This is a genomic window from Staphylococcus hsinchuensis (assembly GCF_038789205.1).
Classification (GTDB): domain Bacteria; phylum Bacillota; class Bacilli; order Staphylococcales; family Staphylococcaceae; genus Staphylococcus; species Staphylococcus hsinchuensis.
This window is the reverse complement of sequence record NZ_CP128355.1, coordinates 2,127,982-2,145,046: the sequence shown is the minus strand read 5'-3', so window position 1 is coordinate 2,145,046 and position 17,065 is coordinate 2,127,982. Positions and strand designations below refer to the sequence as shown.

Annotated in this window: 15 protein-coding genes; 13 read left to right on the top strand and 2 right to left on the bottom strand. The window is 34.3% G+C overall.

From position 1 onward, the window contains the following. Positions 1-114 precede the first annotated feature (114 nt). Complete coding sequence (locus QQM35_RS10745) at positions 115-1,209, top strand: glycosyl hydrolase family 28-related protein (protein WP_251519068.1); 1,095 nt, start codon at positions 115-117, stop codon at positions 1,207-1,209. Between the two features lie 97 nt (positions 1,210-1,306). Next, entirely contained in the window at positions 1,307-2,866 is a 1,560-nt protein-coding gene (locus QQM35_RS10740) for an SLC13 family permease (protein WP_251518407.1), read from the top strand. A gap of 80 nt (positions 2,867-2,946) precedes the next feature. On the opposite strand, the gene QQM35_RS10735 is transcribed toward QQM35_RS10740, so the two are convergent. After that, on the bottom strand, positions 2,947-3,750 hold the full coding sequence (locus QQM35_RS10735; RefSeq protein ID WP_251518409.1) for a prephenate dehydratase: 804 nt from the start codon (positions 3,748-3,750) through the stop codon (positions 2,947-2,949). A gap of 36 nt (positions 3,751-3,786) precedes the next feature. Further along, positions 3,787-4,851, bottom strand: a complete 1,065-nt coding sequence (locus tag QQM35_RS10730) for a nitric oxide synthase oxygenase (RefSeq protein ID WP_342610390.1) — start codon at positions 4,849-4,851, stop codon at positions 3,787-3,789. 214 nt (positions 4,852-5,065) lie between these two features. On the opposite strand from QQM35_RS10730, the gene QQM35_RS10725 reads away from it, so the two are divergent. From QQM35_RS10725 to gatC, 11 genes are all read left to right on the top strand, one after another. Next, on the top strand, positions 5,066-6,535 hold the full coding sequence (locus tag QQM35_RS10725; protein WP_251518413.1) for a nicotinate phosphoribosyltransferase: 1,470 nt from the start codon (positions 5,066-5,068) through the stop codon (positions 6,533-6,535). Next, positions 6,528-7,349: an ammonia-dependent NAD(+) synthetase gene (gene nadE / locus QQM35_RS10720; RefSeq protein ID WP_251518422.1), complete on the top strand. Its 822-nt coding sequence runs from the start codon at positions 6,528-6,530 to the stop codon at positions 7,347-7,349. The genes QQM35_RS10725 and nadE overlap by 8 nt, the downstream gene beginning before the upstream one ends. Positions 7,350-7,431: 82 nt before the next feature. Continuing rightward, a complete protein-coding gene (locus QQM35_RS10715; protein WP_342610389.1) occupies positions 7,432-8,010 on the top strand; it encodes a DUF2179 domain-containing protein in 579 nt (192 codons plus the stop codon). Then, positions 8,007-8,198, top strand: a complete 192-nt coding sequence (locus QQM35_RS10710) for an NETI motif-containing protein (RefSeq protein ID WP_251518426.1) — start codon at positions 8,007-8,009, stop codon at positions 8,196-8,198. The genes QQM35_RS10715 and QQM35_RS10710 overlap by 4 nt, the downstream gene beginning before the upstream one ends. Before the next feature lie 272 nt (positions 8,199-8,470). After that, entirely contained in the window at positions 8,471-9,772 is a 1,302-nt protein-coding gene (gene purB, locus QQM35_RS10705) for an adenylosuccinate lyase (RefSeq protein WP_342610388.1), read from the top strand. Positions 9,773-9,863: 91 nt separating this feature from the next. Next, entirely contained in the window at positions 9,864-10,166 is a 303-nt protein-coding gene (locus QQM35_RS10700; RefSeq protein ID WP_251518429.1) for a YerC/YecD family TrpR-related protein, read from the top strand. Between the two features lie 231 nt (positions 10,167-10,397). Then, positions 10,398-11,090 carry a heptaprenylglyceryl phosphate synthase gene (locus tag QQM35_RS10695; RefSeq protein ID WP_251518432.1) on the top strand — a complete coding sequence of 231 codons (693 nt, stop codon included), beginning with the start codon at positions 10,398-10,400 and terminating at the stop codon, positions 11,088-11,090. After that, complete coding sequence (gene pcrA, locus QQM35_RS10690) at positions 11,087-13,285, top strand: DNA helicase PcrA (protein WP_251518434.1); 2,199 nt, start codon at positions 11,087-11,089, stop codon at positions 13,283-13,285. The genes QQM35_RS10695 and pcrA overlap by 4 nt, the downstream gene beginning before the upstream one ends. A 3-nt stretch (positions 13,286-13,288) precedes the next feature. Beyond that, positions 13,289-15,289, top strand: coding sequence for an NAD-dependent DNA ligase LigA (ligA, locus tag QQM35_RS10685; protein WP_251518436.1), 2,001 nt, complete (start codon positions 13,289-13,291; stop codon positions 15,287-15,289). Between the two features lie 15 nt (positions 15,290-15,304). Then, a complete protein-coding gene (locus QQM35_RS10680; protein WP_251518438.1) occupies positions 15,305-16,510 on the top strand; it encodes a CamS family sex pheromone protein in 1,206 nt (401 codons plus the stop codon). 252 nt (positions 16,511-16,762) lie between these two features. Then, positions 16,763-17,065, top strand: a complete 303-nt coding sequence (gene gatC / locus QQM35_RS10675; protein WP_251518440.1) for an Asp-tRNA(Asn)/Glu-tRNA(Gln) amidotransferase subunit GatC — start codon at positions 16,763-16,765, stop codon at positions 17,063-17,065.

Sequence of the window (17,065 nt, the reverse complement as noted above, 5' to 3'; positions counted from 1 at the left end):
ATTCAAGTTTGTAGTCATTATAAACTATATCATTAAAACTATAAAGGTTGTGCTACGGGTTTAAAAAATAGTTTAAACGTTAATATATAAATATTAATTTTTGAAAGGATTTCAATTATGATAAATGCTAAAGAATTTGGATTAAAAGGCAAAAATAAAAGAGCTGATACCCGTGCGTTACAACGTGCTTTGAATTATGCAAAAAAACATGGAAATACTGAAATATATATTCCAGCAGGTGAATACCATATTCGTAAAGCGCTCGTCATATATGCGCGTACATCGCTTATACTTGATGACAACGCAGTGCTTAAACGTTGTGGTAAAGATGCGTTGTTAAAGAATGGAACGAAGCTCAAACGTTATTACGGTTACGATGGAAATGGTCATATTCGAATCAGTGGTGGTACATTTGATATGAATGGTGAAGCATATCCATATAACAATACAGCGATGAGTATTGGCCATGCACGTGAAATAGAGATTAGAAACGTTACGTTTAAAGATATAGTAGGTGGGCATGCAATAGACGCATGCGGTTTAAATGGTTTATATATGGGTGGTTGTCAGTTTTTAGGATTTAACAACCCTCAAGGAGATCGTAGCTTTTCTGAAGCGATTCAAATTGATTTACAAGTTAAAGGAGCATTTCCGAAATTTGGTGCAGCTGATGGCACAATTACTAAAAATGTAATTATTGAGCATTGTTATTTTGGAAATTCTGACACACCGACAATGCAACCATGGAATCGTGCAATAGGATCACATGCGAGTCGTTTTAATCAGTTTTACGATAATATCCACATTCGTCATAATACTTTTGAGGGTATGGGATATTATGCGTTAACTCCTTTGAAATCAACAAATATGTATATATACGATAATCACTTTATTAATTGTAATGGTGGTATTCGATATTTAGCAGTTAAAGAAGGGAAGAACGCACGCGATTTAAAAGGTAAAGAACGTTCAACCCAAGCAGGTAAACATTTGTACATTTATAATAATGATTTTGAAGGTCATATGAAGAAAGATGCAGTTCATATACAAAGTTATAATTGCGTAAAGCATCAAGATATTGTCATTGCCGATAATCATTTTAATGATGAATCACAAAGTTTATTTTTAAATAATATTCAAGGGCTCGTGTTGGATGTTCCTGACAACACTAAAATCAAAGCCACTCAACTTATAAATATAAATGAATAAATAATGAAAGCGCTTAAATATAATATTTCCTTTTAAGATATTTGTGTTATAATTAAATAATATTTAGAATATTCACAAAATTTGTGGGGGGGATATTATGTTAAATCTAGAAAAAGGGGACTCTAGAGCAGCGCATTATTTAACTTTCTTTTCTAAACAGCAAAAGAAACCGTCATATAATTTGGGACAGTTGATTGGACTCATATTAGGGCCATTGTTATTTGTATTAACATTATTGTTTGTACATCCACATGGTTTACCTAGTAAGGGTGTTTTTGTTTTAGCGATTACTTTATGGATAGCTACTTGGTGGATTACAGAAGCTATTCCAATTGCGGCCACAAGTTTTTTACCTTTGATTTTATTACCTATCGGTCATGTGTTGAATCCTGATGAGGTATCAGCGAAATATGGTAACGATATTATATTTTTATTTTTAGGTGGCTTTATACTAGCTATAGCCATGGAAAGATGGAATTTGCATACGAGAGTGGCATTAACCATTATTAGTTATTTAGGTACAAGTACTGGGAAGATTTTATTAGGATTTATGGTTGCTACAGCATTTTTATCTATGTTTGTTTCGAACACTGCAGCAGTCATGATTATGATTCCAATTGGGTTAGCAATTATTAAAGAGGCAAACGAACTAAGAGAAGAGAATGTCAGCTCAAGCAGTTTGAAGAAATTTGAACAATCACTGGTTCTGGCAATTGGATATGCTGGAACAATAGGAGGGCTCGGTACACTTATCGGGACACCGCCTTTAATTATCTTGAAAGGACAATTTCAATCTACTTTCGGCCAAGAAATAAGTTTCGCAAAATGGATGATTATAGGTGTACCAACCGTCATTTTACTGTTAGGGCTAGTATGGTTCTACATACGATTTATCGCATTTAAACATGATATGAAATCATTGCCAGGTGGCCAAGATCTCATTAAGGAAAAATTAAACGAACTAGGCAAAATGAAATATGAAGAAAAAGTTGTTCAAGCAGTTTTCATTTTAGCTAGTTTATTATGGATTAGCAGAGAATTCTTGCTCAAAAATTGGAGTGTAACATCCGAAGTTGCAGATGGAACCATTGCGATGTTTATCTCAGTATTATTATTTTTAATTCCAGCTAAAAACAAAGAAAAACATAAACGTATTATTGATTGGGAAGTGGCTAAAGATCTACCATGGGGCGTACTCATCTTATTTGGTGGAGGTTTAGCTTTAGCTGAAGGAATTTCAAAGAGTGGTTTAGCAAAATGGTTAGGTGAACAGCTTAAATTAATCGATGGGGTTAGCCCAATTATTATCGTGATTGTTATTACGATCTTTGTATTGTTCTTAACTGAAATTACTTCTAATACAGCAACGGCAACTATGATATTGCCTATATTAGCTACTTTGTCTGTAGCGGTACAAGTGCACCCATTATTATTAATGGTGCCTGCAGCAATGGCAGCGAACTGTGCATATATGTTACCCGTAGGTACACCACCTAATGCGATTGTCTTTGGTACAGGACGTATTTCTATTAAAAAAATGGCAACCGTTGGATTCTGGGTTAATATACTTAGCGTAATTATCATCGTGCTCATCGTTTATTTCTTAGTACCACCTGTATTAGGTATCGACGTTACAAAACCATTACCATTGAAATAATTAAATATAAAAATAGACTGGCTAATAACGTTTTTATTAGCCAGTTTTTTATGCAGGGATTCGTTATATTTCGCTCTGTATTAATTGATTCGTTTAAACGAACCGATAATTGTTACTTCAAAATCTAAAGTGTGTAAAATAGTCATAATCTTTTTAAGTTCATCATTCATAGGTGTATCGGCTTGCACGAAGAAATGATACATACCTAATTTTGTTTTAAGAGGTCGTGATTCAATCCACGAAAGGTTGATATTAAACATAGCGAATGTATTTAATATGCTTGCAAGTAAACCAGCTTTGTCCTGTTTCGGTGTGATTAAGAGCATCGTATCGGTTGCTAAGTTGCTATATTCGGGTTGGTTACTCACGACTAAGAAACGTGTTGTATTGTGTGGATAGTCTTGTATGTTTTTGACAAGTGGTTTGTAACCATAGGGTTCTCCACTACCTAATGGTGCAATAGCACCGATATTTTCAGTAATCTTTTCCAGACTAGCAATCGTGCTATCTACGTAGTCATAAGTGTATTGATTTTTTTGAATGAAATGACTTGTTTGACTGATAGCAGGTGCTATGGAATAAACTTGTGCAATATCACTTGGATGGACATGGTCTAATCCATAAAGCGCGAATTGAATATTTAAATGTATCTCTCCATGTGCAAAAATATTTTGCTGCGTTAGCGCATCAGCGACAATATTGATAGTCCCTTCGATTGAATTTTCAATAGGGACGACTGCAATACTTTTGTCGTCGTTAGATACAGCATTGACCACTTCATAGAGGTTGGATTTCGAGACGTAATTTACTTCATTTTCTGATTTGTATTGTTGTGCTGCTAAATATGAGAAAGTGCCTTTTGGACCTAAATAGTATAATTTCATAGCGTGTGACTCCTTGAGTGATGAGTAAATTGTTATCTAATGGAAGGGGCAGCCTGAAGTGCCTCTCTTTTTATAGAAGAAATTGGGCTCTCGCATAGTGTTATCATAACCATGATGATAGTTAGAAACGAGTGTAGGCGATAACGATGGTGCTAACCAAGACCATTTACCAGTAACTGTTCTATGTTGTTTATGTTCATTTGATTCAAATCTTTCAAACTGTTTTGAAGCGGTTAAATGATCAACAATTGAAACGCCTTCGTTTTTAAATGATTGGTATACCGCATCATTCAATTCTACGAGTGTGCGATCTTTATTAAATGAATTATTTTTAAGTGTATCAAATTCGAAAGCGGCTGCAACTTTTTCTAATAAATTATAGCGATAACTGTCTGTAAAGTTTCGTACTGCGATTTCATTTACCATGTACCATCCATTGAATGGTGCCGTTGGATAAGTAATGCCACCAATTTTTAAATCCATATTTGAAATGATTGGTACTGCATACCACTTCAAGTTAAGGCTTTTGAGTTTAGGGAATTTGTCATGTGTAATAGGGACTTCTTTTATTATATTTGAATTATATTCGTGATACTTCATAGAGCCATTTGGACAACGGTAAATCAGGGGCAGTATATCAAAGTCTGTATATCCACCTGACCAACCTAAATGGTGTGCGAGTTGCGTAACTTCTTGTTCAGCAGGGTCACCTTTTTCAACGTACCCCGCATATCTAATGAGCTGGTTGTTATAAATTGTTGGTGGGTCCTCCGCAGAATAAATTGTAATACAAGGCTTGATCTTTCCATCATTTGTGGCGAATTTGATATGGTGTTCGATACTATTTATAAATGCTTGTTCTGTTCGAATATCTCTTGCATCGATTACATGTAATGTCTCCCAAAAGAACCGGCCAATGCATCGATTTGAATTTCTCCAGGCCATTTTGGCACCATATTTAAGTTCTTCTGACGTATGTGAGTAAGTGTCTCTCTCGTTAATCTCACGTTCGATTTCATGTATTCGCTTAGAAATTGCTTGTGGCTCGTATTGTAATTCTTGATACATGGTCTCTATGAATGTTCTAGCTTGTTCTAACATATTAACACCTCGACCATATTATAAATTATTTTCTGTAAAATAGAATCATTCTGATGAAAATGTCACTATTTTGTTGCAGTTAATTTAAAATTTATAAAAATATTCGCAAATAATTCAGTTAATTTGTAACAATTATGTTTATTGTGTAGTTATCATGTGTTTCTGTTATCGCTTTTATGCTAAACTGATGAAAAAGTTGATTGGAGTGATAGTGATGTACCAATACGAAGACGATACCTTTGTATTGCATAACGATCTGTATCAAATAAATATGGCTGAAAGTTATTGGAATGATGGGATTCATGAACGTTGGTCAGTATTTGATTTATACTTTAGAAATATGCCGTTTGATAGTGGATATGCCGTATTTAATGGGTTGAAACGTGTAATTGATTTTATTGAAAACTTCCATTTTTCATCATCTGATATTGAATATTTAAAATCGATTGGTTACAAAGATGATTTTCTGAGTTATTTAAAAACTTTAAAATTTACTGGGAATATTCGTTCAATGCAAGAAGGCGAGCTTTGTTTTGGTAACGAACCACTTATTAGAGTGGAAGCCCCTTTAATTCAAGCTCAATTAATAGAAACGATGTTATTAAATATAGTGAATTTCCATACACTTATAACTACAAAAGCAAGTCGAATTAGACATGTTGCACCACAAGATCAGCTTATGGAATTTGGAACGAGACGTGCACAAGAAACCGACGCTGCACTATGGGGAGCTAGAGCAGCTTACATAGGTGGTTTTGATTCAACGAGTAATGTACGAGCTGGTAAACTATTTGGTATTCCTGTTTCGGGAACGCACGCACATGCGCTTGTTCAGACTTATGGGGATGAATACATTGCCTTTAAAAAATACGCAGAGCGCCATAAAGATTGTGTGTTCTTAGTAGATACATTCCATACATTGAAATCAGGTGTGCCGACTGCGATAAAAGTTGCGAAAGAGTTAGGAGATAAAATTAATTTCGTCGGCATACGTTTAGACTCAGGTGATATCGCTTATTTATCTAAAGAAGCACGTAAAATGCTTGATGAAGCAGGATTTACAGACACCAAAATTATCGCTTCAAATGATTTAGATGAACAGACGATAATGAGTTTGAAATCTCAAGGTGCTAAAGTGAATTCATGGGGGATTGGGACGAAATTAATCACCGGATATGATCAACCTGCTTTAGGTGCAGTTTACAAACTCGTAGCCGTGCAAGACAGCTCTGGCGAATATGTTGATCGTATCAAATTGTCTAATAATGCGGAAAAAGTAACAACACCTGGTAAGAAAAATGTGTATCGTATTATTAATAAGAAAACAAATAAAGCAGAAGGTGATTACATTACTTTAGAACACGAAGATCCTGACGCAGAATCACCACTTAAATTATTCCATCCAGTTCACACATATAAAATGAAATTCATTAAATCTTTTACAGCGAAAAACTTGCATCATGACATTTTTAAAGAAGGTAAACTTGTCTATGAGTTGCCAAGTGAGAAAGAAGCACAAGCATATTTAGATGACAATCTGTTACATCTTTGGGAAGAAAATAAACGTCACCTCAACCCACAAGATTATCCAGTTGATTTAAGTACAGCTTGTTGGGAAAATAAACATAAACGCATTTTCGAAGTAGCAGAACATGTGAAGGAGATGGAAGAAGAAAATGAGTAACTTGCAAGATATCGTTGTAAGAGAAATGAAAGTTAAACCTGAAATTGACAGTCACGCTGAAACTCGCAGTATTATACAATTTATCAAAAGTTATGTTCAATCACACTCATTTATCGAATCATTAGTATTAGGTATCTCAGGAGGACAAGATTCAACATTAACAGGCAAGTTATGTCAAATTGCTGTTAACGAACTGAAACAAGAGGATGTTCACTGTGAGTTTATAGCTGTGAAGCTACCTTATGGTGTGCAAAAAGACGCTGACGAAGTCGAAGATGCCTTAGCATTTATAGAGCCTGACAAAACGTATACAGTAAATATTAAACCAGCAGTTGATCAAAGTGTTGCGTCACTGGAAGCATCTGGAATTACACTTAATGATTTCCATAAAGGTAATGAAAAGGCTCGTGAACGTATGAAAGTACAATATTCTATTGCCGCACATCATCAAGGCATCGTTGTCGGTACAGACCATTCTGCTGAAAATGTAACTGGTTTTTATACAAAATATGGTGATGGGGCAGCAGATATTGCACCAATCTTTGGCCTTAATAAACGTCAAGGCAAACAACTATTACAATATCTAGAAGCACCACAACATTTATACGATAAAGTACCGACAGCTGATTTAGAAGATGATAAACCTCAATTGCCAGATGAAGAAGCGCTTGGTGTTAGTTATCATGACATTGATGATTATTTAGAAGGTAAATCTGTACCGAGTGAAGCAAAAGATACTATTGAAAATCACTATATCAAAGCTGCGCATAAACGTGAACTAGCCTACACGAGATACACTTGGCCTAAAAATTAAAAACCCGAAAACTTTCTAGTGACAAATTAAATATTCACTGATAAAATAATGTGAATTTAATGAACAGAAAGGGAAATGTGTGATGTCACTAATAACGTCGAATCCATGGTTGATGGTGTTAGCGATATTCGTAATTAATGTTGCTTACGTTACGTTCTTAACAATGAGAACAATTTTAACATTAAAAGGTTATCGTTATGTTGCTGCAGTTGTAAGTTTTTTAGAAGTACTTGTTTATGTTGTTGGGCTAGGTATGGTTATGTCTAGTTTAGATCAAATTCAAAATGTCATTGCGTATGCTTTTGGCTTTTCAATTGGGATTATTGTAGGTATGAAGATAGTGGAGAAATTAGCTTTAGGATACACAGTTGTCAATGTCACATCTTCAGAATATGAGCTAGATTTACCAAGACAATTAAGAGATTTAGGTTATGGTGTCACACATTATACTGCACACGGCAGAGATGGAGAACGACTAAATTTACAAATTCTAACACCAAGAAGATTTGAATTTAAATTAATCGAAACGATTAAGCAAATAGATGAGAAAGCATTTATCGTCGCATATGAACCTAGAACTATTAACGGTGGTTTCTGGGCCAAAGGTGTTAGAAGTAAGAAATTAAAACAATATGATACGGATGAAGTGGAAAGTATATGAAAAAACAACAAAAATTTATTGTCGAAGAACAAGAATCAATTCAAGATTGTTTGAAACGCATGCGAGAAGCGGGATATATGCCCGTAAAACGATTTGAAAAACCAGTCTATAAAGAAAATAAAAATGGTGAAATTGAAGTCCTTAGACAAGAAATACAGTTTGTTGGAAAGTTAATGGATGAATCATAAGTATTCATAGAGAAGTAACGCTATCAGTAAGAAATGCTTAAAAGTCATTTTGTTGGTTCAAGTAATTTATCGTCTTGAATTAGACAAAGTGACTTTTTATTTAAGTAGAAAGATTTTAACAAAAGATGATAAAAACATTTATACATTTATACATAATTCTGTTAAACTATGATTGAAGAGGTCAAACACGAACTTTAACCGATAAAAATTATAAAATGTACAAGTTTTGGAGTTTGTGGAACTATAAAATTGAAAGATAGGAGCTTATTTCAATGATTGAACGTTATTCTAGAAAAGAAATGGAAAGTATTTGGACTGATCAAAACCGTTACGAAGCTTGGTTAGAAGTTGAAATTCTTGCAAGTGAAGCATGGAGTAAATTAGGTTATGTACCTGAAGAAGATGTTAAAAAAATCAGAGAAAATGCAAAAGTAGACGTTGACCGTGCTAAAGAAATTGAAGAAGAAACACGCCACGATGTAGTTGCTTTTACTAGACAAGTATCAGAAACATTAGGTGAAGAACGTAAATGGGTACACTACGGCTTAACTTCAACAGATGTTGTCGATACTGCGTTAAGTTACGTCATTAAACAAGCGAATGACATCATTGAACAAGATTTAGAACGTTTTATCGAAGTGTTAGCACGTAAAGCTAAAGATTATAAATATACTTTAATGATGGGGCGTACACACGGTGTGCATGCTGAACCAACGACGTTCGGTGTGAAAATGGCACTTTGGTACACTGAAATGAAACGTAATCTAGAGCGTTTTAAAAATGTTAGAAAAGAAATTGAAGTTGGAAAAATGAGTGGAGCGGTTGGTACTTTCGCTAATATTCCACCTGAAATTGAAGCACATGTATGTAAAAATTTAGGGATCGATGTAGCGCCAGTATCTACACAAACTTTACAACGTGACCGTCATGCATATTATATTGCAACTTTAGCGTTAATCAGTACTTCAATGGAAAAATTTGCGGTAGAAATACGTAATTTACAAAAGACTGAAACGCGTGAAGTAGAAGAAGCTTTCGCAAAAGGTCAAAAAGGTTCCTCAGCAATGCCACATAAACGTAATCCGATTGGTTCTGAAAACATCACTGGTATTGCACGTGTTATTAGAGGATATATCACTACGGCTTATGAAAATGTTCCATTATGGCATGAAAGAGATATTTCTCACTCATCAGCAGAACGTATCATGCTACCAGACGTAACAATCGCTTTAGACTATGCATTAAACCGTTTCACAAATATCGTGGATAGATTAACAGTATTTGAAGACAATATGCGTGACAACATCGATAAAACATTCGGACTTATCTACTCACAACGTGTCTTACTTGCGTTAATCAATAAAGGTATGGTGCGTGAAGAAGCGTATGATAGAGTGCAACCAAAAGCGATGGAATCTTGGGAAACAAAAACACCATTCAGAGAGTTAATTGAGCAAGATGATCCCATTACGAGTCAATTAACAAAAGAAGAATTAGATGATTGTTTTGACCCTAAACATCATTTAAATCAAGTCGATACAATATTTGAACGTGCTGGCTTGGACGAAAAATAACTATACTTGAATTTCTCAATATTAATCGTTACACTTTAATGTATTAGTACGTTAAAATGAGATTAATTTGAAAGATACAGGGGTTGTTTTTATGCAAATTGAAAAATTAAGAGGCCAAGCACTAGACGAATTGTTCGATGCTATTTTAACGCTTGAAACCAGAGAAGAATGTTATCAATTTTTTGATGATTTATGTACAGTCAATGAAATACAATCACTATCACAAAGATTACAAGTCGCTAAGATGATTAAACAAGGGTATACTTATGCGACAATTGAACAAGAATCAGGTGCATCTACTGCCACAATCTCTAGAGTCAAACGCTCATTACAATGGGGTAATGATGCATATACGATTATATTAGAACGCATGAACATTCCGACAACAGATTAAATAAACTTTAGTGAAGTTATACATTAAACTTTCTTTCATATGAAGTTAATTGAGCTACTGAAACAAAATAATTTAATAATTACTAACAAACCAAATACGATGCCGTATTTGGTTTGTTTTTTGTGCTTGAGATGAATTAAAATACGTGTTAAAAATACATAGTTTCATTTTAGAACTCAAAGAATAAAAATGATATAATTAATTGTATGTTAATTAAAGGAGTCTCCAGTAATGTATGATATTAAACAATGGAAACATATATTTAAATTAGATCCAGCTAAATCAATTAGTGATGAGGATTTAGATGCGATTTGTATGTCAAATACAGATGCGATTGTTATTGGGGGAACAGATGACGTTACAGAAGATAACGTTATTCATTTAATGAGTCGCGTAAGAAGATACCCTCTACCATTGGCACTGGAAATTTCAAATGTAGAAAGTGTAATGCCAGGATTTGATTTCTACTTTGTGCCTACTGTATTAAATAGCAACGACGTAACATATCATAATGGCATTTTATTAGAGGCATTGAAATCGTATGGCCATGTGATTGATTTTGATGAGTTTATTTTCGAAGGTTATGTCGTATTAAATCCTGATAGTAAAGTAGCTCAAGTGACCAAATCCCAAACTGATTTAAGCGAAGATGATATAGAAGCTTATGCACAAATGGTTAATTATATGTATCAATTACCAGTCATGTATTTAGAATATAGTGGCACTTATGGAGAGGTAGACAAAGTTAAAGCTGCCGCAGATATATTAACGGATACACAATTGTTTTATGGTGGGGGTATCTCAAGTTTAGGTGAAGCCCAAGAGATGGCATCATTTGCAGATACAATCATAGTCGGAGATATCATTTACACCGATATTAAAAAAGCACTAAAAACAGTAAAGATAAAGGAGTCGCGTCAATGAATGCATTAGTAAACAATATGAACGATGAACAAAGCCAGGCTGTGCGTACAACAGAAGGTCCATTGCTAATCATGGCAGGTGCAGGTTCGGGAAAGACGCGTGTATTAACGCATCGCATTGCCTATTTATTAGATGAAAAGGATGTTTCGCCTTATAACGTACTAGCGATTACTTTTACAAATAAAGCGGCTAAAGAAATGAAAGCACGTGTGGAACAATTAGTCGGAGAAGAAGCTCAAGTTATTTGGATGTCGACTTTCCACTCTATGTGTGTGCGTATCTTACGTAGAGATGCCGACCGGATCGGTATTGAACGTAACTTTACTATTATAGACCCAACTGACCAGAAATCAGTAATTAAAGACGTATTAAAAAATGAAAATATCGATAGTAAAAAGTTTGAACCTAGAATGTTTATCGGTGCGATTAGTAATTTAAAAAATGAATTAAAAACACCAGAGGATGCTCAAAATGAGGCGACAGATTACTATAGTCAAATGGTTGCCACAGTTTACAGTGGATATCAACGTCAACTTTCAAGAAATGAAGCTTTAGATTTTGATGATTTAATTATGACAACCATTCGATTATTTGAACGTGTACCGGATGTTTTAGAATATTATCAAAATAAATTTCAATACATACATGTGGATGAGTACCAAGATACTAACAAAGCCCAATATACATTAGTCAATTTACTCGCAAAGAAATTTAAAAATCTTTGTGTCGTAGGGGATTCAGATCAATCGATTTATGGTTGGCGTGGTGCGGATATTCAAAATATTCTTTCGTTTGAAGAGGATTATCCAGAAGCCAAGACTATCTTTTTAGAGCAAAATTATCGTTCTACTAAGACAATTTTAAATGCAGCAAATGAAGTCATTAAAAATAATACTGAACGTAAACCTAAAGGGTTATGGACTGGTAATAATGAAGGTGACAAGATACATTATTACGAAGCAACAACTGAAAGAGATGAAGCAGAGTACGTTGTTCGTGAAATTAAGAAACAACAAAGTAACGGTAAAAAATTCAAAGATATGGCTATTCTGTACCGAACAAATGCACAATCTCGTGTGTTAGAGGAAACATTTATGAAATCTAACATCCCTTATACAATGGTCGGCGGTCAGAAGTTCTACGACCGTAAAGAAATTAAAGATTTACTGAGTTATTTACGTATCATAGCCAACAGTAACGATGATATTAGTTTACAACGTGTCATTAATGTACCTAAACGTGGCGTAGGCCCAAGCTCTGTAGAAAAAATTCAAGCATATGCAAATCAAAATGATATTAGTATGTTTGATGCCTTAGCAGAAGTAGATTTTATTGGTTTATCTAAAAAAGTTACTCAGTCATGTATTACGTTTTACGACACTATACAAAACCTTATTAAGCAGCAAGAGTTTTTAGAAATTAGTGAGATTGTCGATGAAGTACTTACACAATCTGGATATCGTGAAATGTTAGAACGCGAACAAACGCTAGAATCTAGAAGTAGATTAGAAAATATTGACGAGTTTATGTCTGTACCAAAAGATTATGAAGAAAACACACCGTTAGAAGAACAATCATTAATCAATTTCTTAACTGATTTATCACTTGTAGCAGATATCGATGAAGTTGAAATTGAAGATGGCATTACATTAATGACGATGCATTCTGCGAAAGGTCTAGAATTTCCAGTCGTCTTTATTATGGGTATGGAAGAATCCCTCTTCCCTCATATTCGTGCTATTAAAAGTGATGATGATCATGAAATGGAAGAGGAAAGACGTATTTGTTATGTGGCCATTACACGAGCGGAAGAAACGTTATATATTACACATGCAACTTCACGTATGCTATTCGGTAAACCACAATCCAATATGCCTTCACGATTTTTACGAGAAATACCTGAAGGCTTACTTGATAATGTGAATCAAAGTAATCGTACAAGTCGAAAAATTAATTCTGCAACAAAGCAACCACCAAAACGAGGATATAGTAAGCGTATGACCTCTAATAAAGCATCAACTTCATCACAACAATGGAATGTAGGTGACAAGGTTGTTCATAAATCATGGGGTGAGGGTATGGTAAGTAATGTTACAGACAAAAACGGTTCAGTAGAACTAGATATTATTTTTAAATCCGAAGGCCCTAAACGATTACTAGCACAATTTGCTCCAATTGATAAGAAGGAGGACTAAAGTGTGGCAGATTTACAAGCACGTGTTGATGAATTACATCAATTGTTAAACCAATATAGTTATGAATATTACGTTAAAGATAATCCATCCGTTCCTGATAGTGAATATGACAAGTTATTGCATGAACTAATTGAGATAGAACAGGAACATCCAGAATATCAAACAGCAGATTCTCCAACTGTCCGAGTAGGAGGATCTGCACAATCAACATTTGAAAAGGTTGCACATGATACACCGATGTTAAGTCTAGGCAATGCGTTTAATGAAGAGGATTTACGTAAATTCGATCAACGCATCCGTGAACGTGTCGGTGATGTGGAGTATATGTGCGAGTTGAAGATTGATGGTTTAGCCGTTTCGTTAAAATATGAAAATGGACAATTCGTTCAAGGTTTAACTCGAGGAGATGGGACAGTCGGCGAAGATATTACGGAGAATTTAAAGACGATCCATGCAATTCCTTTAAAAATCAATGATTCTCGTACATTCGAAGTTCGTGGGGAAGCATATATGCCACGTCAATCATTTATTAAACTAAATGAAGCTAAAGAACAAAATGATGAACAACCATTTGCTAACCCACGAAATGCTGCAGCAGGATCACTAAGACAATTAGATTCTAAATTGGCAGCTAAGAGAAAGCTAAGTGTATTTTTATATAGCGTGAATGATTTGACTCAGTTTAATGCAAATACGCAAAGTGAAGCATTAGATGAGTTAGACCAACTCGGCTTTAAAACAAACCAACAAAGACAACGCGTTCAGTCGATTGATGATGTATTGAAATATATAGAAAAATGGACTGAACAACGTGAAGATCTGCCGTACGATATTGATGGTATCGTTATAAAGGTAAATGCATTAGAACAACAAGATGATTTAGGTTTTACTCAGAAATCTCCACGTTGGGCTATCGCTTATAAATTTCCAGCAGAAGAAGTCATTACTGAGTTATTAGATATTGAGTTAAGTATTGGTCGTACAGGTGTAGTAACGCCAACAGCAGTATTATCGCCGGTTAAAGTAGCAGGTACCACTGTTTCGCGTGCCTCTCTACATAATGAGGATTTGATCCATGAACGAGATATACGTATTGGTGATAGTGTTGTAATTAAAAAAGCAGGGGACATTATCCCTGAAGTCATCAAAGCAGTCATTGATCGCAGACCTAATGATGCTCAAGTTTATCATATGCCAACACATTGTCCGAGTTGTAAACATGAATTAGTTAGAATAGAAGGTGAAGTGGCTTTACGCTGCATCAATCCAAAATGCCAGGCTCAACTTGTAGAAGGCATGATTCATTTCGTTTCACGACAAGCTATGAATATCGATGGCTTAGGTACCAAAATAATTCAACAGCTCTATGAAAATGAAAAGATCAAAGATATTGCGGACATTTTCTATTTAACGGAAGAAGACCTACTACCTTTAGAACGGATGGGTACAAAGAAAGTTGAAAATTTATTAAATGCAATTGAAACTTCTAAATCTAATTCATTAGAACAATTATTATTCGGTCTTGGTATTAGACATTTGGGTGTCAAAGCGAGCCGTGTATTAGCAGAAAAATATGGTTCAATGGATACATTGTTTGAAGTATCAGAGGAAGAATTAATGGGTATACACGATATAGGTCATAAATTAGCTCAATCTGTAGTGACTTATCTTGAAAATGAAGATATTCGTGCTTTAATCCAAAAATTAGAAGCGAAAAATGTTAACATGACATATAAAGGCGTTAAGACAACAGAAGTAGAAGGGCATCCAGAGCTTCAAGATAAAACCATTGTGTTAACAGGTAAACTACAACAAATGACTAGAAATGAAGCGGGCGAGTGGTTAGAATTACAAGGGGCAAAAGTTACAAATAGTGTTACGAAAAAAACAGACATCGTCATCGCCGGTGAAGACGCAGGATCTAAGTTAACGAAAGCAGAGAAATATGGTACAACGGTTTGGTCTGAAGACGACTTTATAGAGCTAAAAAACAATATTGAGTAATAGAGGAGATATTGAATGAAAAGAACGATAATGTTAGCCATCGCAGCAATGTTTGTATTATCAGCATGTGGCAATAATAATGATCAAAACCAAGAATCAGAGGCCAATTCGCAAGGTGAGAACGCTAGTAAATCCAAGAATATCGCAACTGATGATAGCGTCAATGGTAACAACTATAGAACGATTTTACCATTTAAAGAAAGCCAAGCACGTGGTTTGCTACAAGAAAAAATGGCGAATAGCTATAATGGTGAAGATTTCGAAGATGGCTTGTTAGAATCAAGTAAGCAAGTATTTCCAACAGATGATTATCTCTATCAAGATGGTCAATTTTTAGATAAAGATACGATCGAAGCATACTTACAACCTAAGTTTACGAAAAAAGAAATAGATAAGATGGATAAGGATGAGCGTAAAGAGAAAAAAGCAAATGAAAATTTAGGGCTCAATCCGTCACATAAAGGTGAAAAAGATGAAGAAAAAATTGCTGAACAATCACCAGCCTATCTATCTAATATCTTAGAACAAGATTTCTATGGTAAAGATGATAGTAAAGGTAAGAACATTAAAGGTATGACGATTGGTTTAGCTATGAATGGTACATATTATTATCAAAAGAAAAAAGATGGAGAAACGTTTGATAAAAAATTAAATGATAAAGAGATTAAAAAGCAAGGCCAACAAATGGCTGAAGAAATTTTATCTAGATTACGTGAAAACAAGAAGCTTAAAGATATACCTATTCACTTTGCAATCTATAAACAATCAGGTGAAAACTCTATTACTCCAGGTGAATTTATAAGTGAATCTACAGCCAAAGAAAGTAAGACTCGAATTAATCATTGGTCAGATACACATCAAAGAACAGCGATGCTACCATCAAAAGAAGCAGCTAATGTTGATAAAGATTTAAATTCAAATTTCAAACAGTTCAATGATAATTTACAAAAATACTTCAATAACTTTACACAAGCTATCGGAACTGTAAAATTCGATAAAAAACATGTTCATCAACTTACAGTAGATGTTCCAATTGACTATTACGGTAAAGCTGAAACGATTGGTATTACACAATACGTTACGGAACAAGCTAAAGAAAACTTTGATGGTGTTGATGAATATGAAATTCATATCAAAGATGGTAACAAACCAAAAGCATTAATCAGCAAAACTAAAGATGACAAAGAACCAGACGTTCATATTTATAAAAATAATAACTAAAGTTTTTAAAGCCTTTCTAATAATTCTACTGTTGTAGATGTTAGAGAGGTTTTTTATAAATTTTAGTAGATTTTTAATTTATCAGTAATATTATTGATTTTTAATCCTTTTAAAAAGAATAATTACGTACAATTATGATGTTGAGTTACATTAATGCACAGAAACACGTCATAATAGTAAAAAACTTAGATTTTTAGTTGGAATTTTGATACAATTTTATAATGAATGAGTAAACAAGGAGGCTTTTATTTCATGGCTAAAGTTACACGTGAAGAAGTAGAACACATTGCTAATTTATCACGACTTCAAATTAGTGATGATGAAACAGAAAAAATGCAGGGAACGTTAGAAAGCATTTTAAATTTTGCCAATCAAATTGAAGAAGCAGATACTGAAGATATTGAACCAACATATCACGTATTAGATTTACAAAATGTATTGCGCGAAGATAAAGCAAGCGAGGGAATTCCTCAAGAAGAAGCATTAAAAAATGCTAAAGAAACAGAAGATGGCCAATTCAAAGTACCATCTATTATGAATGAGGAGGACGCGTAA

What these genes read in the sequence shown, in the direction of transcription:
- nadE (WP_251518422.1), top strand. Translation starts at nt 6,528, where the DNA reads ATGAGTAACTTGCAAGATATCGTTGTAAGAGAAATGAAAGTTAAACCT.
- pcrA (WP_251518434.1), top strand. Translation starts at nt 11,087, where the DNA reads ATGAATGCATTAGTAAACAATATGAACGATGAACAAAGCCAGGCTGTG.
- QQM35_RS10710 (WP_251518426.1), top strand. Translation starts at nt 8,007, where the DNA reads ATGAAAAAACAACAAAAATTTATTGTCGAAGAACAAGAATCAATTCAA.
- QQM35_RS10680 (WP_251518438.1), top strand. Translation starts at nt 15,305, where the DNA reads ATGAAAAGAACGATAATGTTAGCCATCGCAGCAATGTTTGTATTATCA.
- QQM35_RS10730 (WP_342610390.1), bottom strand. Translation starts at nt 4,851, where the DNA reads ATGTTAGAACAAGCTAGAACATTCATAGAGACCATGTATCAAGAATTA.
- gatC (WP_251518440.1), top strand. Translation starts at nt 16,763, where the DNA reads ATGGCTAAAGTTACACGTGAAGAAGTAGAACACATTGCTAATTTATCA.
- purB (WP_342610388.1), top strand. Translation starts at nt 8,471, where the DNA reads ATGATTGAACGTTATTCTAGAAAAGAAATGGAAAGTATTTGGACTGAT.
- QQM35_RS10715 (WP_342610389.1), top strand. Translation starts at nt 7,432, where the DNA reads ATGTCACTAATAACGTCGAATCCATGGTTGATGGTGTTAGCGATATTC.
- QQM35_RS10740 (WP_251518407.1), top strand. Translation starts at nt 1,307, where the DNA reads ATGTTAAATCTAGAAAAAGGGGACTCTAGAGCAGCGCATTATTTAACT.
- QQM35_RS10725 (WP_251518413.1), top strand. Translation starts at nt 5,066, where the DNA reads ATGTACCAATACGAAGACGATACCTTTGTATTGCATAACGATCTGTAT.
- QQM35_RS10695 (WP_251518432.1), top strand. Translation starts at nt 10,398, where the DNA reads ATGTATGATATTAAACAATGGAAACATATATTTAAATTAGATCCAGCT.
- QQM35_RS10700 (WP_251518429.1), top strand. Translation starts at nt 9,864, where the DNA reads ATGCAAATTGAAAAATTAAGAGGCCAAGCACTAGACGAATTGTTCGAT.
- QQM35_RS10735 (WP_251518409.1), bottom strand. Translation starts at nt 3,750, where the DNA reads ATGAAATTATACTATTTAGGTCCAAAAGGCACTTTCTCATATTTAGCA.